We start from the raw sequence: 24,199 nt of genomic DNA, 5'->3' as shown, positions 1-24,199 counted from the left end.
TCGGCTGGTCAGGGGCCGCTTCGTTGCGTGGCGACCTGCGCCGGTCAGGGGGTCTGTGTGGGCTGTGGGTCCACCGCGATCCACTGGGACTGCGCGTTGTTCCCCTGCCGCGGAGCGGGACACACGAGGGTGGCCTTCTGGGAGGCCGCGCAGTGCAGGGTGAAGACATCGCCACCCTGGGTGATGATCTTGTAGAACGCGTCGCTGCCGTGGGCATCAACCGAGACGCCGCAGACCGGATCCTTGGGGAAGCCGTTGATCTTGCTGAGGTCGGTCCAGCCGGGATCGTTGGAGGGGCCTGACACGATGTTCGGGTTGTCCGGGGACGGGGCGATGCTGGGGCGCCTGCCGGCGAACGGCACCCCCTTGACGAGTGCGGCGAGGAACTGCTCGTCGCCGTTCGGATTCGTCGAATCGACGCCGGGGCCGCACGCCGTTGCAGTCGCGGTCACGGTCGCCGTCGCGGTCACGGTCGCGGTCGCCGTCGTAGTCACGGTCGCCGTCGCAGTCGCCGTCTTCGTCACCGTAACCGTGGGCTTGGGATGGTTGGTCTCGCACTCGTCGCCGCCGCCGCCACGCGGCTTCTGGTGGTCGCACTGGTCATGGGGATCGCTGGCATAGGTGTACGTCGCGCCCTTCTGAGAGGTCATGCCGGCGGCCACCGCCACCGCCGGGGTCGCCACCGCGACCGTCACCGCCGCAGCGATCGCGGCGAGCCTGCGGGTCCTGGCGAACCCGCCTTGAGCCGCTGGCCCCGGTTGCGAGGTCGTCGTGTGCTCAGGACTCATCTGGTGCTCCTTGTTCTCAGAGTTTCGGGTGTTCCCCGAGTCCGAGTGCGAGCTTGACCTGGGCACGCCGGAGCACCGACGCAATAAGGAGGAAACACGCTGGTAGATCAATAAATCGGCCTAGCCGACCGCGTGCCCCGGTGGCGTTGGAGAGGTGGTAGCCGACCGTGCGGGGGCTGATGAAACAGGCGGGCGCCGATGTCCCCGACAGACCCACCGGCTCACCGAAGCTGACACTGATCAACCTCGGCGATTCCGTTCACCCGCGTCGGGTGAAGCCGTCCGGCGCCTGCCGTGCCCATGCTGTAGGTGACGACGGCTCTGCGACTCCTCCCGAGGTGTGCCACGCGCACAGCGAGATCGGCTTCCAGCCGGGCTCCCGTCCTGTGGGCCCGTTCGGCGCTGCTCGCCCTGCTGGGCAGCGTGGCGGTTCCGCTTGTCGTCGCCGGGCTGCAGAGCGTGCTGTGGGTGCTGGTCGGGGTGGCGGGGCTGGTGCTCACCGCGGTCGGGGTGTGGTGGGCCCTCGCGCACACCGGAGCCGTCCGGGCCGTGGGGACGCTGGTGTCGGTGGCCGCGCCGCTGGCGGTCCTCGCGCTGTATGCCGGGCACGACCTGTTGTGGCCTGCTTGCCTCTCGCTGGGCCTGTGGGTGCTCGCGGTCGTGGCCGCTCGGATCGCCCTGACCCCGGCGGGCGCGGATTCCGGGCGCCGCCGTGCCCGGGGCCCCGTCCAGCCGCCGCGCCGGCCGTGGATCCTGATGAACCCGAACTCCGGCGGCGGCAAGGTGGCCCGCTTCCACCTGGCGGAGCGGGCACGGGCGGCGGGCGCCGGGGTCGTCCTGCTGGACCCGGCACGGCACCAGGACGTGGCGGAGCTGGCCCGGCGCGCGGTGGCGGACGGCGCCGACCTGCTGGGGGTGGCCGGCGGGGACGGCACGCAGGCCCTGGTCGCCGAGGTCGCGGCCCGGCACGGCCTGCCCTTCGTGGTGATTCCGGCCGGCACGCGCAATCACTTCGCCCTGGACCTCGGCCTGGACCGGGACGATCCGGCGGCCGCCCTGGAGGCGCTGACCGACGGTGACGAGTTCCGGGTCGACCTCGGGTTCGCCGCCGACCGGGTGTTCGTCAACAACGTCTCCTTCGGCACGTACGCGGCCGTGGTGGCCGATCCCGCCTACCGGGACCAGAAGGTCCGCACCACCCTGCGGGAGCTGCCCGATCTCCTCACCGGCGACAAGGCCCCCAGCCTGCGGATGCGGGCCGGCCGGACGCGGGCCGAGGGCCTGCAGGCGCTGCTCGTCAGCAACAACCCCTACCGGCGTGCCCTCGACGTCGACCGTCCGGGGCGCAGGGTCTGCCTGGACTCCGGGCGGCTCGGCGTGCTGTGCGTGCGCGTCGGCGGCACCGCGCAGGCGGCCCAGCTGGTACGTGGTCCGGGCGCGCCGGGGCTGCGACGGCTGACGGCGCGGGAGGTGGTCGTGGAGACGGACGCGGCGACCGTCCCGGCCGGGATCGACGGGGAGCACGTCATGCTGCCCGTCCCCGTCGTGTGCCGCATCGTCCCCGGCACCCTGCGGGTCCGCGTGCCGCGCCACCGTCCCGGTTCGCCCGTCGCCAGACCGGCGGCCGACTGGCCGAGGGTGGCACGGCTCGCGCTGGGGAGGTGACGTCACCCGGCGCCGGTGGTCCACTGCACGCCGGTGCGCAGGCGGTAGGCGGCGACGGCGGCCTCGACCGTGGGGAAGAAGTGGTCCGGGTCGAGGGTGCGGGTGAGCCCGTACCGTTCGATCTTCCGCCGCACGGGGTCCTTCAGCTCGGCGAACACCAGATGGACGTGGGCGGCGTTGAGGGTCTCGTCGAGGTCCTCCAGGACGTCGGCGGCGGTGGTGTCCACGTCGGTCATCGGCTCGGCCGCGACCACGATCCAGCTCGGCGGCGGGTCTCCTTTGGCGAGCCGGCGGATCTGGTCGCGGAAGGTCCTGGCGTTGGCGAAGAAGAGCGGGGCGTCGAATCGGTAGATCACCAGGCCGGGCAGCCGCTGCGCGCCGGGGTAGGAGCGGATGTCGTGGTAGCCCTCCAGTCCCGGCACCCGGCCCAGCACGGTGTCGTACGGCCACCAGGCGCGGCGGAAGACGTTGAGGACGGACAGCGCGACCGCGATCGCGATGCCGGGCAGCACGCCGAGGAACGCGACGCCGAGGAAGGCCGCGATCGACAGCAGGAACTCGACGCGGCGCTGCCGCCACAGCCGTACGGTCCCCAGGACGTCGGCGAGGGACAGGGACGCGACGATGACCACGGCGGCCAGGGCGGGCTGGGGCAGGTTCCGGAACAGCCCCGGGACCAGCACGAGCATGAGGACGATCAGGGCCGCGCCGACGACCCCGGTCAGCTGGGTCCTCGCGCCGGCCCGCTCCGCCACCGCCGTGCGCGAGCCGCTCGTGCTCACCGGGAAGCCCTGGAAGAAGCCCGCCGCCAGGTTGGCCGCCCCGATCCCGGCCATCTCCTGGTTGCCCCGGACCTCCTGCCCGGTGCGGGCCGCGAAGGCCGACGCGTTGGAGATGGTGTCGGCCAGGGAGACCACGGCGATGCCCAGGGCGCCCGCGGACAGCGGCCCGAGGTCGTCGAGCCGGACGTCGGGGACGGTGAACGGCGGGAAGCCCTTCGGCAGCACCCCGACCAGGCCGACCCCGTGCTCGTCCAGCTCGAACACGGCGGCGGCGCCGATCGCCAGCACCACCATCACCAGCACCGCGGGCACCTTCGGCAGCCGGCGCTGCAGCACCAGCAGCAGCACGACCCCGCCGATCCCCACCGCGGCCGCCGCCGGCACGACCGCCCCGGCGGCCAGCTTCTCGACCAGGCCGACGCACTCCCCGATCAGGGTGTCCGCCTCGACCTTGAATCCGAGCAGTTTGGGCAGCTGGCCGATCAGGATGGTCAGGGCCAGCCCGTTCATGTAGCCGATCATCGTGGGCCTGGAGATCAGGTCGGCGACGAAGCCGAGCCGCGCCACCCGGGCCAGGATCATCACCAGCGCGACCATCAGGGCAAGCATCGAGGCCAGGGCGACGGCCCGGTCGGGGTTCCCGCCCGCCCCGGCCAGCGGGAGCACGGTGGCGGCGATCATCGGCCCGAGCGAGGAGTCCGGGCCCAGCACCAGGATCCGGGACGGTCCGCACACCGCGTAGCCCAGCAGGCACAGGGTCGACGTGTACAGGCCGGTGATCGGCGGCAGGCCCGCGAGTTCGGCGTACGCCATGCCCTGCGGCACCAGCAGCGTGGTCAGGACGACTCCGGCGACCAGGTCCCTGGCCAGCCACTCGCGGCGGTACGAGGACACGGCGCGGACGCCGGGAACGGCCCGCAGCCGGGACAGTACCCGCGGGGTGGCGTGCCGGGTCGCCATCTACGGCCTTTCACGTCCTGTCGCCATCTACGGCCTTCCACGTCCCGTCGCCGTCCACGGCCTTTCAGTTCCTCGCGGCCCGCCTGGCGACGAGTTTGCCCAGCTCCCACAGGCCGAGCAGAACCAGCGCCGGCACCAGCGCCCAGCCGAACTGCCGCACATCGATCCGTGTCGTGCCCAGCAGCCGCCGGAACCCGTCCAACTGCGTGACCAGCACCGCGAGGACGAACTCCACGAGCATCGCCCAGTTCATCTGCTTGCTGTCGAAGCTGTCGGTGGTCAGGACGGTCGCCGTCTCGCTGCGGCATTCGAGCGCGGCCACGATCAGGCAGAGCGCGAAGGACGTGAACGCGATGGACCGGCCGACGGCGGTGCTGCCGTAGTGCGACTCGCCGAGCTTGATCAGGGTGAGCAGGCCGATGGTGATCACCAGCCCGGAGAGCCCGACCGTGATCATCACGCCCCTGGTCAGCACCGGTTCACCGCGCGGACGCGGCCGGCGCTCCATGAGTCCGGGGCTCTGCCGGTCGAAGCCGAGCGCGAAGCCGAAGGCCGCGTTGACGAAGAAGTGGATCCACAGCACCTGGGCCGGGGTGAAGGGTTCGCCCGCCGCGATGTTGAACAGGGTCGCGCCGAGGAAGGTCAGGACGAACACCACGAGGAGGACGAGGACGAAGCGGATGTACTTGGTGAGGTTGTCGTAGATCTTGCGGCCCTGCTCGACGGCGAAGACGATCGTCGCGAAGTTGTCGTCGGCCAGCACCATGCGCCCGGCGTTCTTGGCGACCTCCGTGCCGGAGCCCATGGCGATGCCGATGTCGGCCGCCTTGATGGCCGGGGCGTCGTTGACGCCGTCCCCGGTCATGGCCACCACGTGGCCCTTCTTCTTGAGCGTGTCGGCGAGCAGCACCTTGTGTTCGGGGGAGACGCGGCCGACCACCCCGATGTCGTCGATCCGGGCGAGCCGCTCGCTCTCCGGCAGCGCGGCGAAGTCGGCGCCGAGGAGCGCCTCGCCTTCGATGCCCAGCTGCCGGGCGATGGCGGCACCTGTGACGACGTCGTCCCCGGTCACCATCCGCACCCGGATGTGCGCGGCCTGCGCGTCGGCCACGGCGGCCCGCGACTCGGCGCGCGGCGGATCGACCATGCCGACCAGGCTCGTCATCTGCAGGTCGGTGACGTGGGCGAGCAGGTCCCCGTCCGGATCGAAGGCGGCGGGGTCGAGGTCGCGGCGCGCGGCGGCCATCACCCGCAGCCCCTCGCCGCCCATACGCTCGACATGGGTCTGGGCCCGCTCGCGCAGCTCCGCGTCCCAGGGGACGGTCGTACCGTCGCGCAGCGCGGTGGCCGCCCGGGCCATGACCGCGGGTGCCGCCCCCTTCACGAAGCACCGCACGACCGGGTGGCCGGCCGCGTCCGTGGCCGAGTGGAAGGTGGCCATCAGCTTGTACGAGGGGTCGAACGGCAGCGTGGCCAGCCGGGGCAGCCGCTCCCTGGTGGCGTCGATGTCCAGCCCGGCCTTGTGGCCGAGCACCAGCAGGGCGCCCTCGGTGGGGTCGCCGACCACGTTGCCGTCCACGAGCCCGGCGTCGCTGGCGACCAGGTAGGGCAGGATCGCGTCCTCGATGCCGGGCGTGCTGCCGACGGCGTGCTGGACCTGGCCCTCCAGGTGGTAACCGGTGCCGGAGACGGTGTAGCGGTCGCCGGGATCGATCACCTCCACGACGGTCATCTGGTTCATGGTGAGCGTGCCGGTCTTGTCGGAGTTGATCGCTGAGGTGAACCCCAGCGACTCCACCGACGGCAGGTCCTTCACGATCGCCTCGCGCCGGGCCAGGTCGACCCCGCCGATCGACAGGATGGTCTGGGTGACCGTGGGCAGGGCCTCCGGAATGGCGGCGATGGCGAGCGAGACGGCGCTCACGAACAGCGCGTCCCACGCCTCGCCGCGGCCGCGCCCCAGGACGAACATCACGATCATGGTCAGTCCGGCCGCCCCCGTGATCCACAGGGTGAGCCGGTTCAGCTCCTGGTCCAGCGGGGAGGCCTCGCGGGGCGTCGCCGACAGCATCCCGGAGATGCGGCCGAGTTCGGTGCCGGCGCCCGTGGCCGTGACGATCACCGTCGCGCTGCCGTGCGTGACCGGCGTGTTCATGAACGCCATGTTCGTCCGGTCCCCGGGGCCCAGGTCGCCGTCGGCCAGGGTCACCGTGTCCTTGACCGCGGGCACGCTCTCGCCGGTCAGCGCCGACTCGTCGATCTGCAGGGCGCTGGCCGCGATGATCCGGCCGTCGGCCGGGACCTCGTCCCCGGCGGCGAGGAGCACGACGTCACCGACGACGACCTCCTCGGCCGGAATCTCGGTCTCCGCCCCGCCCCTGCGCACCCGGGCGGTCGCCTTCAGCATCGACTTGAGCGCGTTCATCGCGCTCTCGGCCTTGCCCTCCTGCCGCATCCCGACAACCGCGTTGAGGACCGTCAGCACGACCAGGAGGATGCCCGTGCTCCACTCCGCGATCAGGAACGACACCACGGCGGCGGCGACCAGGACCAGCTGCATGTAGCTGCGGTACTGGGCCAGGTAGCGGCGCCAGCCCGGCAGGGGCTTCTCCTCCGGCAGCGCGTTCGGACCGTTCGCCCGCAGCAGCTCCGCCGCCCTTGCCGGGGACAGCCCCACGGCCGGATCCACCTCGAACGCGGCGGCGACCTCCGCCGCGGGACGCGCGTACCAGGCCCGGTCGTCCGTCGCCCCCTCGTGCGGGGCATCCGTCTGCGCGGTCATGGCGCGCGCCTCCTCTCAGCCCTTCCCGTCAGCCGTTCCCGCCGGAGTGCTTGCGCTTCTTGCCGGACTTCTCGTTGCCGGACTTCCCTTCGGCACCGTTGCCGGACTTCTCTTCGGCGATCGAGGCGGCGTACGGGTCGGCCTCCGCGCCCTTGGGTGCCTCACGCTCCAGCTCCCGCCTGACCTCGGCCAGCCCGCGCCGGGTCGCGTCGCTGACCTGCGGGTACTGGGGATCGATGTCGATCAGGGTGTGCGCCAGCACCGCGGCCGCGCAGACACGCGCGAACCACTTGTGGTCGGCCGGTACGACGTACCAGGGCGCCCATTCCGTGCTGGTGGCGGAGAGCATCTGCGAGAACGCGCGCTGGTAGTCGTCCCAGCGGGCCCGCTCCCGGACGTCGGCGGGCGAGAACTTCCAGTTGCGCTCGGGAACGTCGATGCGCTTGAGGAAGCGGATGCGCTGCTCCTCCTTCGACAGGTTCAGGAACAGCTTCACGATCCTGAACCCGTTGTCGTTCAGGTAGCGCTCCCAGTCGTTGATCTCCCGGTAGCGCCGGTCCCACACGTCCGGGCCGCGCGTCGAGTCCGGCAGCCGCTGCCGGTCGAGGTTCTCCGGGTGCACCCGTACGACCAGGACCTCTTCGTAGTGGGACCGGTTGAAGATGCCGATCTCGCCGCGCCCCGGCAGCCGGCAGGCGTAGCGCCACAGATAGTCGTGCCCGAGTTCCTCGGCCGAGGGCACCTTGAAGCTGTGCACCCGCACACCCTGCGGATTGATCCCGCTCATCACGTGGCGGATCGTCCCGTCCTTGCCGCCGGCGTCCAGCGCCTGCAGGCACACGAGCACTCCGTAGGTGTCCTGCGCCGCCAGCCGCCGCTGGTAGTCGGCGAGCAGCTCGACACCGGTGCGGAGCAGCTCGACACCCTCCTTCTTCTTGTGGATGCCCGCCTTGTAGCCGGGATCGAAGTCCTCCACCAGACGCACCTTCGCGCCGGGCTCGACCCGCAGCGGCCTGATGAACTTCGCTATGCGTTCGGCTGTGTCGTCGGCCATCGTCCGCCCGCCTTCCAGCCTGGCCCTCCCGACAGAGTCGACCCGATCGGTGCGGCGGGCCTCACCCTCCGCGGGTGGTTGCTCTGCTGCACGACGTACAGCTCTGCCATACGACGTACAGAACGTCCGTACAACCGTCCTCTAGCCCCTCAATACCCCTTCTGTCATAGTTGGGGCCCTCGACGCAGCCTGCCCGGGGGGAGCAAGGTGACGACGATGGACGGGGGGCCGGCCGGTGCGGACACCCGCCCGGTCGTGGACGGCGACGCCGAGGAACTGGCCGAGCTGGACGCGCTGGCGTCGATGACGGCGGCCGAGCAGAAGGCACGCGTGGCGCAGTGGCTGACCGCGGCGGCCGACGGTGACTCCCACGAAGCCCGGATGCTCGCGCTCGCCTTCTGGCAGCTGGGCGCCTACGAGCCGGCCATGTCCGTCCTGCGCGAGCTGCTCGCCGAGGATCCCGGACACGTCGCGGACCGGCTGAACCTGGCCTCCCTCCTCCTGCTGGTCGACCTGCCCGCGCTCGCGCTGGAGGAGCTGGAGGAGGCAGCGGCGGACGCCGTGGGAGGGCCCCTGCAGACCCTCACCGACCGGCGGCTGGGGCACCTGCGGGCGTGGCAGGCGGCCGAGTCGGAACGGATCGCGTTCCAGCAGGCCCGGCTGGCCGCCTACCGGGAGCAGGACGTGTACGGCGAGATCGGCCCGGCGGACCTGCGGGCCTGGGGCGGCCTGTCGTTCGCCCTCGCCGGCGACGCGGACAGCGATGTCACCCTCGACGAGGCGCTCGCGGTACTGGAACGGGCCCGTGCCGCCGCCCCCGAGGACCCGCAGGTGCTGGAGATGCTGACCAGGGCCTGCACCATCGCGGGCCGCGAACCTGAGGCGTTGGCCGCGATGCGGGCGCTGGAGGTGGCCGCTCCCCACTCGCCGGAACTGGCCCGGGCCCGGGAGGCCGGCGACGCGGCGGAGATGCGACGCGCGGTGCTGGGCCGCAGGCTCACGCTGCTCGACGAGGTGGCCCGGGAGGGCGGAGCTTCCGCCGGCGCGGTCGCGGAACTGCGGCAGCTCGTGAAGAAGCTGCCGGATCAGCCCGACTACAAGGCGATGCTGATGTTCGCGCTGATGACCCAGGGCGACCTGACGGAGGCGCTGCGGCTGGCCGACGAGCTGACCGCCGCCGAAGAGGTCTCGCACACCGTGCACTTCAACGTGGCGCAGGTCTACCGGGCCGCAGGGCAGCCGGAGCGGGCGGAGCGGCATCTGCGGGGTGCGGAGCAGACCGCCGAGAACGACGAGGACCGAGCCGACGCCGCCGCCTTACGACGCCTCCTGGAGGGTCAGGACCGTGCTGGATGATGTGGAACGGCGGCTGTTCGAGCGGTTGTTGTCCATCAGCCCCGAGACGTTCGGGGAGCGACTGGACCTCGATCCCGAGGGTGTCTTCCGGACGACGGTGGCGATGCAGGAGCGGTACGTCGCCAGTGTCTCCGGTCTGACGGCGGAGGACTTCGTCGACCGTCTGCTGGCCGCCGAGTCGCCGGCCCGGCTCAGGACGCTGATCGCGAGTGCCCGGCTCCCCTTCGTCGAGTGGGTGCTGCTGGGCCTGCACCGACGCGCGCTGGCCTGCGTCGCCGCCGGCCGTCCCGCACAGGCGCGGCTCGCCCGGCTGGCCCTGGACATCGCCTGGGAGGCGAGAGGCACGCACGACGACCGGCTCAGGCCCGAGGACCCGGAACCCCCGAGCGGCGAGGGACCGACGGCCGACCTCAGCGCCGTGCTGGCCGTCACGAACGAAGAGTGCGGTCTGGTGGAGAAGTTCCTCCGTCTGCGATCGATGATCACGGCCGGCGACCGTGCCGTGGTCACCCTCGTGCAGAAGCTCTTCGTCATGGGCAGGGAGCACAGGGGTGCCATGGATCCCGTGAAGCTCGCCGGGCATGTCGCCCTGTCCTTCGCCGACGGGCTGCCGGAGAGCCGCGTCTTCGGCCGGCTGGAATGGATGGCCCACCTGCACGCCCACGGGCGGAGCGCCCGCGTCGCACACCATCTCGACCGGCTGACCCAGGACCTGGAAAGGGCCCAGCCCACGGAACCGCCGCACGAGTTCATGGAACGGATCGGCCAGCGGTGCCTGGAGATCGATCTGGTGGAGCTGGCCGTCTCGGCCTTCCGCGCCGCGACCAGTGCGGTCACGGATCCCGGGTCGGCGGCCGACGGGGTCCTCTGGTACGCGCGTACGAAGCTGAAGACGGCCCGGGGCCTGCACCGTCTCGCTCTGGCGGCCGAAGCACTGGCCGAACTCGAACCGGCCCTCGCTCTCGCCTGGGATGAGGCCCTGGCCTCCGACACCGCGTCTGCCCATGGGCTCAGGGCCGAGATCCGGACGTCGCTCGGCCTGCTCCACGAGGAGCTGGGCCGCTATCCGGAGGGCCGCAGGTGCTACCTGGAAGCCGCCGAGGACGCGGAGGCGGCGGGAGACACCCAGGAGCTGGTCACCGCCCTCACCTATGCCATGGCGTCGCTGTCCAAGGCCGGACGCCACCGCAGCGCCGCCCACGAGGGCTACCGCTTGCTGGACTGGGCCAGGGAGGCTCTGCTGCCGGGCTACCTGCCCGCCGTGCTCAACAACGTGGGCCATGTTCTGAGGATGGCCGGGCGGGACGACGAGGCGACGGCGCTGTACCGGGAAGCGCTCGCCGTGCACCGCGGCCTGGGTGCGCGAAGCCCACAGGAGATGCACAGCCTGTTCGCACTCGGTGACGAGGCCGAGCGCCGCGGGGACATCGAGGAGGCGCTGCAACGCTACGGGGAGGCCTACCAGGCGGGCGAGTCGGCGGGCCAGGCCTACCGGGCGAGGATGTTCCTGTACCGCAGGATGGCCGCCCTCCCCCAGGCCCTGTTCCGCGGACTGCTGGAGGCCGCCGAGGACTCCGCGCAACAGGCCGCCGTCCAGGGCGACCTGACGATGCTGGAGTCCGCCCTCCTGCCCCGCGTGGCGGTGGCGCGCGTGGTGGAGGACCACGGCGTCCTCATCGACACCGCCCGTTTCCTCTACGAGTTCGCGGTCGAAACGGACTCCAGGAACCGGACGGTCCTGCGGCTGACCATGGACTACGCGGACACACTCCGGCGGTACGGCACCGCCGACGACAGGGCCCGGGCGTTCTCCCTGCTCTGGTCGGCCCGGACGCATCTGGTCGACAGCGTGCGCCACACCGGCCGGGGCACGGTCGAGGCGGCCGACACACGGGATCTGAGGGCGTTGTGCTCCCGGCTCCTCGTCCTGCTCTTCGACCATGCCGCGGAGATCGCCCTCCCCGACGACCGCGACGCCATGGAACTCGCCTTCGATCTGCACGAGGAGGCCAAGTCGCTGCATGTCCTGGCCCGGTACGCCCGAGCCAGGCTCGGCATGCCGCCCGAGGTCCCGCGCGAACTCGCGGACCGCGAGGAGACCTTGCTGGCCGAACTCCGCACGCTCGTGCACCGGCCCGACGACCTGCTGGGGCGGACACCGAACCGGGGAAGGCGCGTCCACCGGATCCAGCGGGAACTGGCCGAGCTGCACGAACAGATACGCCCCTTCGCCCCGTCGTACGTCAGCCTGCGGGAGTCGGCCCCGGCGACCTTGGCCCAGACGCGGCGCGTGCTCCGGCAGCGCGGCGCGGACGCCCCCTCGCTCGTCTCGTACTACTGCGGCTGGGAGACCACCTGGGTGTTCGAGGTCGCCCCGGACGGCACGCTCGCCGCGAGCGCCGTCCCGCTGGGACGCGAGCAGCTCTCCTCGACCGTGGCACGGCTGCAACGCACCTTCGACGGCGACCGGCGCTCCTTCCCGCAGCTGCCGCCGTTGAACGGCGCCCGGCCGTGGCGCCGCTCCCTCGACTTCCTCGACACGCTGGCGCCGCTGGCCGGTTTCGCCGACCGGTGCCCCGACGACGGTCTGGTGTGCGTGTCCCCGGACGGCCCGCTGCGCGGCCTCCCCTTCCATGCGCTCACCTGCCCCGACAGCGGGGGCTACGTCGTCGCGCGTACGGCCGTGACCTACACCCCGAGCATCAGCTCACTGCTCTACATCACCACGCGCGCGGCACGGTCGGCGCCCGGCCGGGTGCCGAGCGCGTTCGTGGCGGGTGTGCCGACCCGAAGCGACGGCGACGGCACGTGCGACGAGGAGCCGGCCGAGTTCGACGACGCACACCTGCTCGCGGACGCGGGCTGGGAGGTGCGCGGACTGCCGGCCGTCGAGCTGACCCCCGCGGAGGTCCTCGACCGGCTCGGCCGCGAGCGGGTCATGCACCTGACGTGCCACGGCTACTACGATCCCGACAACCCTCTGGACTCGGGCCTGTTGCTCTCCGACGGACGTGACCTCCCGCCCGCCGGGTTCCGTGAAGAGGCACTGCGCAGAAGGCTCGGCCACGTTCTCTCGGTACGGCAGATCCTCGCCGCCCCCACCGAACTGGACCTGCTGACCCTGCGGGCCTGTTCCACGGCCCGCGTCACCGAGAGCGCCGACCCCGACGAACGCGACGGTTTCGCCACGGCCCTGATGCTCTCCGGCGCCAACGCCGTCGTGGCCACGCTGTGGGACGTGGACAAGGACAGCAGCCGGGCCCTGCTCGTCGCGTTCTACCGCCGCCTCGCCGAGAACCCGCCCGCACCGGCCTGGAAGGCCTTCCGGGACGCTCAGCGTCTGCTCCTCTCGGACCCCGCGCACCCGCACTGGGCCCACCCCTACCACTGGGCCGGACTCACCCTGTCCGGCGACTGGAGATGACATGCCGAAGCCGCCGAGGGACCTGACCGACCAGAGCGTCGTACGGAGCCTGCAGGAGTTCACCGAGGACCTCGCGGGCGACGGACCGCGGGACGTCGACGACTACGAGACCGCTGTGGCCGCCCTCGACGCCCTGCTCGCGCACGTCTCGGACCAGGGCGTGGAGGAACTCCTGCGGACCCAGGAGCAGGCCCTGGCGACCGGCCGGAACCTGCTCGACGGTCTCGCCCGGGACCCGGCCACCGCGGACGCCGTCGGCGCCATCCTGGAGACCCCGCCGGAGGACAACCGGCTGGTGACGGACTCCCTGTACGTGTCGGTGGCGGTGGTCGCCGCCGCCCTGACCTGGTTGCAGACGAAGTTCGATCTCCAGGTGCGCCGCAAGAACGGCAGGACGGACGTGGAACTGAGGGTGGAGAAGCAGCCGGCGAGCGACAGCCTGCTCAAGCAGGTCGCGACCGCTCTGTGGTCCATGCTGACCAAGGGAGGCGGCCCGGATCAATGAGGGTGCGCGGGAGGCGCTACGGGCCGTTCCCCGGCTGCAGGTCCTGCTCGGTCCAGATCGTCTTGCCGGTCGGGGTGTAACGCGTGCCCCAGTGGTGGGTCATCTGGGCGATGATGAACAGGCCCCGGCCGCCCTCGTCGTCGCTCGCCGCGTGCCGGAGGTTGGGCGTGGTGTGGCCGGTGTCGGAGACCTCGCAGATCAGGGTCCGGTCGCGGATCAGACGTACCTGGATCGGGCCGCCGCCGGCGTAGCGGATGGCGTTGGTGGCCAGTTCGCTGACGATCAGCTCGGTGGTGAACGCCAGGTCGTCCAGTCCCCAGTCGCCGAGCTGCTTGCCGACGGCGGAGCGGATCGTGGCCACCGCCGCCGGGTCCGGGGCCAGTGCCCACTGGGCGAACTGGTTCCGGTCGAGCAGGCGGGTGCGCGCCACGAGCAGGGTGGCGTCCACGTCCACCGCCCCCGGGAGCAGGGTGGCCACCACGCTGTCGCACAGCTCTTCCAGGGACGTGCGGTCGCCGGCGAGTACCTGGGACAGCTGCGCGAGCCCCGCCTCACGGCTGTCGGCCGTCTGGAGGAGGCCGCCCGTGAAGAGGGCGACGAGACTGCCCGGCGGAAGCTCCAGATCCGCGCTCTGGTAGGGAGGGCCGCCGATTCCCAGCGGCGGCCCGGGCGGCAGCTCGGGACGCTCGACGACGCCCTTGTGCGGTACGACGACCGTCAGCACGGACTCCCCGGCCCGCGCCAGTCTGCACCTCCCGGAGACGGGGTCGTACACCGCGTACAGGCAGGACACGCCCAGCCCCGGCCTCGGGTCGCCCGGACCGGGTCCGGTCCCGCCCTCGTGCGCGCTCTGCTCGACCAGGTCGTCCAGGCGCGACAGCAGCTCGTCCGGGGCCAGGTCCAGCCGGGCCAGGACGCGTACCCCCGTGCGCAGCTGCCCCATGGTCGCCGCGGCGCGCAGGCCGTGCCCGCGCACGTCCCCGACGACCAGGCCGACCCGGGTGCCCGACAGGGGGATGACGTCGTACCAGTCGCCGCCCACCCCGGACCCGTTGTCGGCGGGCAGATAGCGGCTCGCCGAGTCGACCGCGGCGTGCGACGGCAGACGGCGCGGGAGCAGGTTCCGCTGGAGTCTGAGGGCCACCGCGTGGCCACGGGTGACCACCGGCATCAGCAGGAAACCGATCAGCAGGGCGCCAAGGCCCAGGACGGTGACCCCGCCGGTCGGTCCGATCAGCGGCAGGTCGACGCTGGTCGTGCCGTACTCGGGGCTCGCGTAGACGACGAAGGTGGCGTAGACGAACAGCAGGAGCATGATCAGCCCGCCGAGCCCTGGGAACACGCCTTTGAAGACCAGGTCCCTGGCGCTGCGGGTGAGGTTCTTGCGGTGGTACCAGAGGCAGGCGAAGCCGGTCAGTCCGTACTGGAACGCGATCGCGAGCCCGACCGAGTCGATCGAGTCGGCCACGATGTTCTGGCTGAACGACGTCAGCAGGACCAACAGGGCGATCGAGGCCGCTCCCATCCCGATGGTCCCCCAGGTCGGGGTGAGAAACCTGCGGTGGATCCGGGCGAACCGGGCGGGGACGGCCTTGTGGACCGCCATGGAGAAGACGGTCCTGGCCAGGGGCAGGATGGTGGTCTGGGCGGAGGCCAGCGCCGAGGTCAGCACCATCAGGATGAGCAGTCTCGACAGGAACAGCCCCGTGTCGTTGCTCCCGAACACCGCGTGGCCGAGGTGGGAGAACACATCGGCCGAGTTGGCCGGGTTGCCGAGCCCGATGCCCGAGGTGCCGACTCCCGCGAACGCCTGCGCCGACGTGGACACCAGCCCGTACGTGATCAGAAGCAGCACGACGGACATGACCGCGGCGCGCCCGGGGATGCGCGTGCTGTCGACGGTCTCCTCGTTGACCGAGAAGGCGGTGTCCCATCCCCAGTAGATGAAGACGCCCGCGAGGACGCCCGAGGTCAGGGCCTTTGCCGAGGACACCTCGAAGGGGTTGAACCAGGAGGCGGACACGTGGATCGCCGTCGCGGGCGGGCTGGTGTAGACCCTGACCAGCGCGGCCACGGCGAACAGGATCAGCATCAGCACTTCCAGGCACAGCAGCCAGCGCTGGACGGCCACCGAGACCTCGATGCCGACGTAGCAGATCGCGGTCATCACGGCGAGCCAGACGATGCCGGCCACGGTGGTCCACAGCCGGTTGTTCCCCAGTTCGTCCAGGCCCACCAGGCGGAAGCTGTAGACACCGGCGATCTCGGCGAGGTTCACCATGACGACGATGTTGGCGACGATCAGGCCCCAGCCGCCCATCCAGCCGGTGCGCGGTCCGAAGGCGCGGGTGGCCCAGGTGAAGGTGGTCCCGCAGTCGGCGTTGCTCGCGTTCAGCTCCCGGAAGGCGTACGCGACCAGCAGCATCGGGATGAAGGCCAGCATGGTGACGATCGGGGCCTGCAGTCCGACCCCGGCCACGATGATGCCCAGCGTGGCGGCGAGGCTGTAGGCCGGGCCGGTGGAGGCCAGGCCCACGGCCACCGAGGAGAACAAGCCCAGCGCGTTCTTCTTGAGCCCCTTCCGGCCGACCCCCGTCCCGGGAGCGGGGCCGGCGGACTCGGCGCCGCCAAAGTGCCTCACACTTGATTGCAACGCGGGGCCACTGCCCTCCGCAACAGCGGGCCGCGTGCCTGTCCGGTGACGTCCGGCCGTTCAGGCAGCCATGGGCACCGCGACCGATGAGTTCTGGAGCTCGGTGGGGTCTGCCTCTGCAGAAGCGAAAACTGCGCACGAGCCAGGTGAGGGACCATGACCACCCACGCACTACCGCCCGTCGTCGACACCGCAACCTGGGAGCGCCGGCTCGAGGCACTGCGCGCCCGGGAAAAGGCCGCGACGCGGGAGCTTGACGCCATCGCCGCCGAGCGTCGTCGTCTGCCGATGGTCGAGATGCCCGACTACATCCTCGAGGGCGAGGACGGCCCCGTTCGGCTGGCGGACATCTTCGAGGGCAAGAGGCAACTGATCGTCTACAACCACATGTGGTTCGCCGGCCAGGAATGGCAGTGCCCGGGCTGCACGGGGTTCACCTCGCAGTACACCCGCCTGGAGTTCCTGGACAACTACGATGCGCGATTCGTCGTCGTCACCCAGGGCCCGATCGAAGAGGCACTCGCCTACCGGCAGCGGGTCGGCAACCGGATGGCGTGGTACTCGACGGCCAACAGCTCGTTCGGGGCCGACGTCGGCGCACCGCCCGGCGGAGGATTCGCGGTCAACGTGTTCCTGCGCGACGGCGACACCGTCTACCGCACCTGGCACACGAACGGCCGGGGTACCGAGCAGCTCAGTCACTCCTTCGCTCTGATCGATGTCCTCCCGTACGGGCGGCAGGAGGAATGGCAGGACTCGCCCGAGGGCTGGCCTCAGTCACCCACCTACAGCCGGTGGGCGAGGTCCGAGGACATCGCCGCGCTCTATGGCCCGGGCTCCGGCGGCTGCTGAACCGATCACGGCCGACACGGTCAGGAACTCACCACGTCGATGCCGTCTCCCAGCAGCTTCAGCCCGAACACGAAGAACAGAACCGCCATGACGGCGATGTTGTGCCGTGCCGCCCATTCCTTCCAGTTGCCCAGCATGTTCTTCGCCCGCTCACCCATGACCAGGAAGACCCCGAGCGGAGTGAGCAGCCCGACGGAAGCGACGACGACGAAGATGGCCAGCGCGGCGATCTGCTCCCCCACGGGCAGTCCCGACGAGCTGATGGACGCTGCCGCCGCAATGGTCAGCGGGGCGTTCTTCAGGTTCCCGGCCGACAGCAGGAGGGCAAGAAGGAAGATCTTCACCGGCGTGAAGCGGTCGATCGCGGCCATCCATTGCGGCAACTGCGCCTGCGTGGCATCGGCGGGTCGATGACGCCACAGCCGCACAGCGAGGAGAACCAGTGCCACCCCCAACACGATCTTGAGAGCCCCCACCCAGTCGGCCGGCTGCCCGTGGGAGCCGCTCCCCTGGCCGCCGATGACCAGCATCACCGCGCCCAACGCCGACAGACCCACCACCCAGCCCGTGGCGAACACCAATCCGTTCACACGCCCCCGAGGCGTTGCCAGCACGATGATGATGGCGATGATCGGAAGAGGGCTGACGGCGACACCGGCCGCCAAGCCCAGCACATCACCCAGCACTTCGCCCATGCGTGCCTCCGGCATATCGAAGAACTCCAGCCACGTCCAAAGAATCATCGACAGCACACGGTCCTTGCCGCATGGGGACGCGGCGCGCGAGTGAACGGCGCTCAGGGGTGCTCTGGTTCCTCGGGTGCGGGTGATGTGCGTGCGGTATAGGCTTTTTTGGCAACAAGGTCAGGTTCTCTTGGCGGTTTTACGGGCGCCCATCGCCTTATCCGCGATGTTCAGTTCTTTCTGTCGAGACCCGACGAGCACGGTGTATCCCCTCGCGTTTTCCGAGGGTGGGCAACGGCCGAATCCCTTCTCTCGAAGCCTGTTGGGTCCGCAGCTTGCAGTCCCTGTGGAGGTCGGGATGAGAATTGTCGTGGACCTTTCCCGATGCGAGGGGTATGCGCAGTGCGCGTTCCTGGCTCCGGACGCATTCCGGATGCACGGCGAGGAAGCACTGATGTACGACCCGAACCCCGACGACGCCCGGCGCGACCAGGTGCTGCGGGCCGCGGCGGCCTGCCCGGTCCAGGCGATTCTGGTCGACCAGCTGGAGGGACGGGACGTACCGGCGGAGGCGTCGAAGTCATGACCAGCGCCGACAACCTGCGTGCGTTCAAGCGCGACGGCCACATCGTGATCGTCGGGGCGTCACTGGCGGGACTGCGGGCCGCGGAGGCGCTGCGCGGCGAGGGTTTCAGCGGATCGTTGACCATGATCGGTGACGAGTTGGGCGAGCCCTACGACCGGCCTCCCCTGTCCAAGCAGGTACTGACCGGGTGGGTGCCGGCCGACGGCACCAAGCTGCCGCGGCGTCGTGACATCAATGCGGAGTGGCTGCTGGGCGTGCCCGCCAGCGGGCTCGACCTGGCGACCGACCACGTGCGGCTCGCCGACGGACGCGAAATTCCCTTCGACCGGGTGCTGATCGCCACCGGGGTGCGGGCCCGGCCCTGGTTCGTCGAGAGCGAGGCGGCCCTGGACGGAGTGTTCGTCGTACGAACGCGCGAGCACGCCGAGGGCCTGCAGCGAGCCCTTGCCGCCGGGCCCTCCCGCGTACTGGTCATCGGAGCGGGATTCACCGGCTCCGAGATCGCCTCCATCTGCCGAGAGCGGGACATCCCCGTGACCGTCGCCGAACTCGCGCCGGCTCCACTGGTCGGGGCGCTCGGTGCCATGATCGGTGAGATCGCGTCGGACATGCAGCGCGCACACGGCGTCGACCTGCGCTGCGGCGTCAAGGTCACCCGGCTGGAAGGCGACGCGCAGGGGCACTTCCGCCGTGCTCACTTCGACGACGGCACCACGCTCGACGCCGACGTGGCGGTGGTGGCACTCGGGGGCATCCGCAACACCGAGTGGCTGCGGGACTCGGGCCTGGCGGCGGGTGTCTGGGGAATCGCCTGCGACACGGGCTGCCGCGCCCTCGACCTCAACGGCCTGATCACCGACGACGTCTTCGTCGCGGGAGACGTGGCACGCTGCCCGAACCCGGTCTACGAGTACCGGCTCATCTCGCTGGAGCACTGGGCCAACGCCGTGGAGCAGGCCGAGGTCGCGGCGCACAACATGGTCAGTGGACAGGCGGACCGCTGGCCCCACCTGTCCATCCCGGTGTTCTGGTCGATCCAGTTCGGCGTCAACATCAAGTCCGTCGGCGTGCCGACCTTCGCCGACGAGGTGGTCGTCGCCCAGGGGTCGGTGTCCGACCACCGCTTCGTCGCCGCGTACGGCTACCGGGGCCGCGTCACCGCGGCCGTGAGCTTCAACAACGCCAAGTGGCTGGACCACTACCGACAGCTGATCGAGACGGCCGCGCCCTTCCCGCCGCCCTGCCCCACGCCCGACCAGCCCGCCGACATGAAGCCGGTGCCCGTCGACTTCCCCGGCCCCACCCTGCTCGCCCAGGGCGCCACCGTGGTCGTCACCGGCCACGACCCGAGCGAGCGGCGCGTGACGTCGGTGCAGCAGCACCGGTAGGAGGGAGAGCGAGATGACCACGACCGAGACGCCCGACACGCTGCTCCGGATCCTCGACTACTCCTCCCGGGCCGACCCGTACCCGCTGTACGCGGAGCTGCGCGAGACGCCGGTGGCTCTGCAGGAGGACGGCAGCTACGTCATCAGCACCTACCGCGAGCTCGCGGACATCCTGCACAACCCGCACCTGAGCTCCGACGTCCGCAATCTGTCGCATCCGATGGAGGCGTTCGAGAGACCCGGCACGCCGGCGTTCATCAACCTCGACCCGCCCGAGCACGACCGCCTGCGGCGCATGGCGATGCGCCACTTCGGCCCCCCGCACACCCCGGGGCTGGTGGCCGGCCTGGAACCCGACCTGATCGCCACCGTCGGCAGCCTCATCGACGACTTCGCGGGCAAGGAGCAGATCGACATCGTCGACGACTTCGCCTACCCGTTCCCCGTCACCGTGATCTGCCACCTGCTCGGCGTGCCACGCGAGGACGAACCGAGGTTCCACCTGTGGGTGAACGACTTCATCGAGTCGATCGACTACAACCCCAAGACCGACCCGAAGGAGAAACTGACGAACGGCCAGCAGGCCTCCAAGGACTTGCGCGAGTACCTCGGCGCGCTGGTGGAGCAACGCCACGGCCGGCCGGGTGACGACCTGCTGTCACGGCTGGCCAACGATGACGGGCCGGACGGGCGGATGACCGACGACGAGATCGTCGCCACCGCCAACCTGCTGCTGATCGCCGGCCACGAGACCACGGTCAACCTCATCACCAACGGCATGCTGACCCTGCTGCGCCACCCGCAGGTGCTGCGGCGACTGCGCGACGAACCGGGCCTGGTCGTCCCGCTGGTCGAAGAACTGCTGCGCTACGAGCCTCCCGTGCACATCATTCCGTGGCGGGCGGCCTACAGCGACATCACCGTCGCGGACACGGTCATCCCCAAGGGCGCGCGGATCCTGCTCATGCTGGCCTCGGGCAGCCGCGATCCGAACCGCTTCCACGAGCCCGACCGCTTCGACCCCGACCGGCGTGACAACCAGCACCTCGGCTTCGGCAGCGGCATCCACCTGTGCTTCGGCGGCCCCATGGCCCGGCGGGAAACCCAGATCGCGCTGAACGAGCTGGTACGCCACCTCGACCGACCCCGGCTGGTCGCCGACCCGCCGCCGTACCGGCGCAGCCCCGTTCTCCGCGGTCCGATCCATCTGCACATCGAGCAGGGCGACGGTTGAGTCCCCGTCTGTTTCGACCAGTGCGGGACCACCCCCGGCATTAGCCCACCTGGACGGGTGAACTGTGCCGATCAGCCGTTGACGCGGTCTCTCATGCTTGCATCCTGCGTGGAGGCCGATGACATGACTGACGAGAGACAGCAAGACACCCGCTCCCGACTCACCTCGTCCCGGCGTCGTTTGCTGGCGGCGACCGCCCTGGCGCCCATAGCTGCCGGTGTGCCGGCCCGGGCCCACGCCCTGTCCGCCGGACCGACGAGCCGCGCCCTGGTCGAACCGGTGATGACCAAGCTGACGGACTGGGCGGACGTGGGCAAGTCTCTCGGCCGCCCCGGTGACATGAAGCGATTCATGTACCACACGGGCTTGCCACGCCGGGACCTCAGGGTCTACTCGCGCGGCATTCTGATCGACCCCGCGCTCGCCCTCGGCACGCACGTGTCCTTCGTCCGATACGCGGACCACAGCACGCTCCTGATGGGTGACGCCGTGGTCACCGAACGCGAACTGCAGCACTTCTGCGACGTCCTGCAGGAGCACGGGATCATGCAGACCGCCATCCACAAGCACCTGCTCGCCCACGAACCGGATGTCTGGTGGGTCCATCTGCACGCCCACGGCCACGATCCGGTCGCCGTCGCTCGCGGTCTGCGCGCCGCGTTCGACTGCACCGGTACCCCACCCGCCCAACCCGCCACCCCTTCGCGGCCGGTCGGCCTGGACACCACCGCCATCGACGCCGCGATGGGCGTCAAGGGAAGCGCTGACGGCAAGATCTACAAGTCCGTCTATGTCCGCCGCGAGACCGTCGCCGACGGCCACATGGCCCTGCCTCCGGGACTGGGCTCCACCACCTCCGTCAACTTCCAGCCGCTCGGCGGCGGAAGGGCCGCCGTCAGCGGCGACCTGGTCATGATCGCCAACGAGGTACAGCCCGCCCTCACGGCCCTGCGACGCGGTGGGGTCGAACTCGTCGAGGTGCACCACCACAACCTCACCGACGAACCGCGCCTGTTCTTCGTCCACTACTGGGCTGTCGGCGATGCCGTCAGGCTCGCCAAGGCCATTCGCCGGGCCGTGGACGTCACCAACGTCGTACCCATGCCTGGAGGAGCCGGTTGATGGCCGCGGACCACGAGACAGTCACCTGCCCGTTCGACTTCAGCGAAGCACTCGACTTCGACCCCGCGCTCGCGGACCTGATGCAGCGTCGTTCCCCCGCGCGCATCCGGCTTCCCTACGGCGATGCGGACGCCTGGCTGATCACCGGCTTCGACTCCGTCAAGCAGGTGACCACCGACCCACGGTTCAGCAGGGCGGGCATCATCGGTCACGACTACCCCCGGATGACGCCGGAGCCCATCGTCTCGCCGGAATCGATCAACGTGATGGACCCACCGCAGAGCAGCCGCGTCCGCCACCTGGCCTCGCAGGCCTTCACACAGCAGCGGGTCGAGGGCATGCGGCAGCGGATCATCTGGCTCACGGACCGCCTGCTGGACATCATGGAGGAACAGGGACCGCCGGCGGACGTGGTCCAGCACCTCTCCAACAAGCTCCCCCAGCAGACCGTCCTGGACCTCCTCGGTATCGAGCGGGAGGAATGGCCCCGGGTCGAGGAGTCCCTGCAGCAACTGCTCGTCGTCGGCGCGGGCAACAAGGAGGCCGCCGCGACAGCCAAGGCCGATCTGACGGCCTACTTCGCCAAACTCGTCGGACAGCGCCGGAACTCACCCGGCCCCGACCTCATCAGCGCGATGGCCGCGGCGCGGGAGGGCGAGGAACAGCTCGACGACAGGGAACTGGCGGTCATGGCACTGACGCTGGCGCTCAGCGGCCAGGACACGGCGACCTGCCAGATCAGCGACATCACCTACCTGCTCCTGACACGTCCCGAGCTGATGCAGCACCTCAGGCGCCGGCCCGAGACCGTGACCGACGTCGTGCACGAGATGCTCCGCTGCATCCCGTTCCGCAAAGGGGTCGGGATCCCCCGCGTGGCTCTCGAGGACGTGGAACTGGACGGTGCGCGGATCAAGGCGGGCGACTTCGTGCACGTGTCGTACCTGACGGCCAACCGTGACCCGGAGCGCTACCCGGCCCCCCACGACATCGACCTCGACCGCCCCATCGCTCCGCACATGACCTTCGGCTGGGGCGGACACCGGTGCATCGCCATGCCGTTGGCCATGGCGGAGCTCGAAGTGGCCATCGGCCGCCTGGTGCAGAGATTCCCCGGCCTCCGGCTCGCAGTGCCGCCGGAGGAGCTGCGCTGGGACACGGAAACGATCAGGCGGTTCCCGCTGGAGCTGCCGGTGGCTTGGTAGGAAGGCCACCCAGAGGCCGAAGAGCCCCCTCCCGATCCGGGAAGGGGCTCAAGGCCACGCCGTCACTCACAGGCTTGAAACGGGGCCCTCAACCCACTCCACCTCGGAGCGGATCTCAGGGGCGCTTCCAGGGCTCAGTAGCGGCGTCCGAGAGGAGGGGTGAATCTCAGCGATCACGTTCTTCTTCCACGGCCGCCTCATAGGCGCGCAGGGTGTCGACGAAAAGGCGCCGCTCCGCCGGGGCCAGCGGGGTGAGTACGCGGCGCCAGGCCTTGGCGCCGGGGGCGAGCCATGCGGCGATCGCGTCGTGCTGGTCGGGGGCGATGGCCACGATCCGGCGCCGCCGGTCCGACGGGTCCTCGCGCCGGTCCAGAATGCCCTTCCCGCTCAGGTCCCCGACCATCAGGCTGACCGTGGTGGGCGCCACCTCCAGACGCGCGGCCAGTTCGTTGACCGTCATAGGGCCGTCGAACAACAGGCAGGACAGCAACGAGAGGTGACGGGGCGCCAGCGACTGCGACTGCAGCACCGAAGGCACGGGAATGCGCTTCACCCGGCCGGCCATCCGCGGCATGAGCAACAGCAGCTCACGCACTGCGGCGTCCACGTCACCCGCCCCGGCCTCGCGCCGCATGGATCCGGCCATTACACACCCCCAGCATTTACCTTTGAAGGCAAAGATGCTTTGCTCACAAAGGCATCAGCAGTCGCTCCGCCCGCCGCACGCGGGCACGAACGGAGATTCCACCATGCCTCACTTCACCGTGCACATCAGCGAGGCCGCCCTGGATGAGACGGCCGAAGAAGGCCTGATCCGCGGACTCGCAGACGCGGTCGGATCCGTCTACGGCAAGCAGTTCAGCCACCTGGTGGCAGTCGATCTCATTGGCATCCCCCAGCGTCGGCGCGGCATCGGCGGGAAACCGACCGACCACATTGCCCCGAACATCACACTGAGCCTGCGCGAGGCGGCCTACCGGCACCCCGACGTACCGAACGCACCCGCGCGTCTGATCACCTCGATCACCGACGCAGTGGTCGACGTGCTCGGCGAACAGGCCCGCGAGCAGGTGACGGTCGGCCTGCTGGCCGTCCCTGAAGGGCGGTCCGGCACCGGGGGCCGAGTCGCCTGACCACCGATACCGAACGCCCCGCCCGCC

18 protein-coding genes are annotated in these 24,199 nt (G+C 70.6%); 11 read left to right on the top strand and 7 right to left on the bottom strand.

Going from position 1 to position 24,199, the window contains the following annotated elements; genetic code table 11:
- Positions 1 to 44: 44 nt before the first annotated feature.
- A complete protein-coding gene (locus CRP49_RS46900) occupies positions 45 to 788 on the bottom strand; it encodes a hypothetical protein (protein WP_179851691.1) in 744 nt (247 codons plus the stop codon).
- A gap of 384 nt (positions 789 to 1,172) precedes the next feature.
- On the opposite strand from CRP49_RS46900, the gene CRP49_RS20535 reads away from it, so the two are divergent.
- Positions 1,173 to 2,453, top strand: a complete 1,281-nt coding sequence (locus CRP49_RS20535; protein WP_097257459.1) for a diacylglycerol kinase family protein — start codon at positions 1,173 to 1,175, stop codon at positions 2,451 to 2,453.
- Between the two features lie 2 nt (positions 2,454 to 2,455).
- On the opposite strand, the gene CRP49_RS20530 is transcribed toward CRP49_RS20535, so the two are convergent.
- The 3 genes from CRP49_RS20530 to CRP49_RS20520 form a co-directional block, all read right to left on the bottom strand.
- Positions 2,456 to 4,195: a SulP family inorganic anion transporter gene (locus tag CRP49_RS20530; RefSeq protein ID WP_097254688.1), complete on the bottom strand. Its 1,740-nt coding sequence runs from the start codon at positions 4,193 to 4,195 to the stop codon at positions 2,456 to 2,458.
- A gap of 64 nt (positions 4,196 to 4,259) precedes the next feature.
- Positions 4,260 to 6,977 (bottom strand): HAD-IC family P-type ATPase, encoded by a 2,718-nt coding sequence (locus CRP49_RS20525; protein ID WP_097254687.1) that lies wholly within the window; start codon positions 6,975 to 6,977, stop codon positions 4,260 to 4,262.
- 28 nt (positions 6,978 to 7,005) lie between these two features.
- On the bottom strand, positions 7,006 to 8,031 hold the full coding sequence (locus tag CRP49_RS20520) for a polyphosphate kinase 2 family protein (RefSeq protein WP_097254686.1): 1,026 nt from the start codon (positions 8,029 to 8,031) through the stop codon (positions 7,006 to 7,008).
- A 216-nt stretch (positions 8,032 to 8,247) separates the two neighbouring features.
- Between CRP49_RS20520 and CRP49_RS20515 the strand changes: the two genes are divergently transcribed.
- Genes CRP49_RS20515 through CRP49_RS20505 form a run of 3 tightly spaced genes read left to right on the top strand, consistent with a single transcriptional unit; the run spans position 8,248 to position 13,316 of the window.
- Positions 8,248 to 9,387, top strand: a complete 1,140-nt coding sequence (locus tag CRP49_RS20515) for a tetratricopeptide repeat protein (RefSeq protein ID WP_097254685.1) — start codon at positions 8,248 to 8,250, stop codon at positions 9,385 to 9,387.
- The gene (locus CRP49_RS20510) at positions 9,377 to 12,811 is read left to right on the top strand and encodes a CHAT domain-containing protein (protein WP_143670016.1); all 3,435 of its coding nucleotides are present in this window, start codon (positions 9,377 to 9,379) and stop codon (positions 12,809 to 12,811) included. Before CRP49_RS20515 ends, CRP49_RS20510 begins: the two co-directional genes overlap by 11 nt.
- A 1-nt stretch (position 12,812) precedes the next feature.
- A complete protein-coding gene (locus CRP49_RS20505) occupies positions 12,813 to 13,316 on the top strand; it encodes a hypothetical protein (protein ID WP_097254683.1) in 504 nt (167 codons plus the stop codon).
- 16 nt (positions 13,317 to 13,332) lie between these two features.
- Here the strand turns inward: CRP49_RS20505 and CRP49_RS47965 are convergent, their stop codons facing one another.
- Positions 13,333 to 15,957 carry an amino acid permease gene (locus CRP49_RS47965; protein WP_257033450.1) on the bottom strand — a complete coding sequence of 875 codons (2,625 nt, stop codon included), beginning with the start codon at positions 15,955 to 15,957 and terminating at the stop codon, positions 13,333 to 13,335.
- Positions 15,958 to 16,125: 168 nt separating this feature from the next.
- Between CRP49_RS47965 and CRP49_RS20495 the strand changes: the two genes are divergently transcribed.
- Positions 16,126 to 16,821 (top strand): DUF899 family protein, encoded by a 696-nt coding sequence (locus tag CRP49_RS20495; RefSeq protein WP_097254681.1) that lies wholly within the window; start codon positions 16,126 to 16,128, stop codon positions 16,819 to 16,821.
- Positions 16,822 to 16,841: 20 nt separating this feature from the next.
- On the opposite strand, the gene CRP49_RS20490 is transcribed toward CRP49_RS20495, so the two are convergent.
- The gene (locus CRP49_RS20490) at positions 16,842 to 17,564 is read right to left on the bottom strand and encodes a GAP family protein (protein ID WP_257033680.1); all 723 of its coding nucleotides are present in this window, start codon (positions 17,562 to 17,564) and stop codon (positions 16,842 to 16,844) included.
- A gap of 298 nt (positions 17,565 to 17,862) precedes the next feature.
- Here CRP49_RS20490 and CRP49_RS20485 point away from each other — a divergent pair, with 298 nt between their 5' ends.
- The 5 genes from CRP49_RS20485 (at position 17,863) to CRP49_RS20465 (ending at position 23,039) form a co-directional block, all read left to right on the top strand.
- Positions 17,863 to 18,090, top strand: a complete 228-nt coding sequence (locus CRP49_RS20485; protein WP_097254680.1) for a ferredoxin — start codon at positions 17,863 to 17,865, stop codon at positions 18,088 to 18,090.
- Complete coding sequence (locus CRP49_RS20480) at positions 18,087 to 19,478, top strand: NAD(P)/FAD-dependent oxidoreductase (protein ID WP_097254679.1); 1,392 nt, start codon at positions 18,087 to 18,089, stop codon at positions 19,476 to 19,478. The genes CRP49_RS20485 and CRP49_RS20480 overlap by 4 nt, the downstream gene beginning before the upstream one ends.
- A 13-nt stretch (positions 19,479 to 19,491) precedes the next feature.
- On the top strand, positions 19,492 to 20,712 hold the full coding sequence (locus CRP49_RS20475) for a cytochrome P450 (RefSeq protein ID WP_097254678.1): 1,221 nt from the start codon (positions 19,492 to 19,494) through the stop codon (positions 20,710 to 20,712).
- A 123-nt stretch (positions 20,713 to 20,835) separates the two neighbouring features.
- On the top strand, positions 20,836 to 21,834 hold the full coding sequence (locus tag CRP49_RS20470) for a DUF1259 domain-containing protein (RefSeq protein ID WP_097254677.1): 999 nt from the start codon (positions 20,836 to 20,838) through the stop codon (positions 21,832 to 21,834).
- Positions 21,834 to 23,039 carry a cytochrome P450 gene (locus CRP49_RS20465; protein WP_097254676.1) on the top strand — a complete coding sequence of 402 codons (1,206 nt, stop codon included), beginning with the start codon at positions 21,834 to 21,836 and terminating at the stop codon, positions 23,037 to 23,039. Before CRP49_RS20470 ends, CRP49_RS20465 begins: the two co-directional genes overlap by 1 nt.
- A gap of 166 nt (positions 23,040 to 23,205) precedes the next feature.
- Here the strand turns inward: CRP49_RS20465 and CRP49_RS20460 are convergent, their stop codons facing one another.
- The gene (locus CRP49_RS20460; RefSeq protein ID WP_097257457.1) at positions 23,206 to 23,673 is read right to left on the bottom strand and encodes a MarR family winged helix-turn-helix transcriptional regulator; all 468 of its coding nucleotides are present in this window, start codon (positions 23,671 to 23,673) and stop codon (positions 23,206 to 23,208) included.
- 115 nt (positions 23,674 to 23,788) lie between these two features.
- On the opposite strand from CRP49_RS20460, the gene CRP49_RS20455 reads away from it, so the two are divergent.
- Entirely contained in the window at positions 23,789 to 24,172 is a 384-nt protein-coding gene (locus CRP49_RS20455) for a hypothetical protein (protein WP_097254675.1), read from the top strand.
- Positions 24,173 to 24,199: the final 27 nt, after the last annotated feature.

Source organism: Streptomyces sp. Ag109_G2-15, assembly GCF_900215565.1.
Taxonomy (GTDB): Bacteria; Actinomycetota; Actinomycetes; order Streptomycetales; family Streptomycetaceae; genus Streptomyces; species Streptomyces diastatochromogenes.
This window is presented reverse-complemented; position numbering and strand designations above follow the sequence as displayed.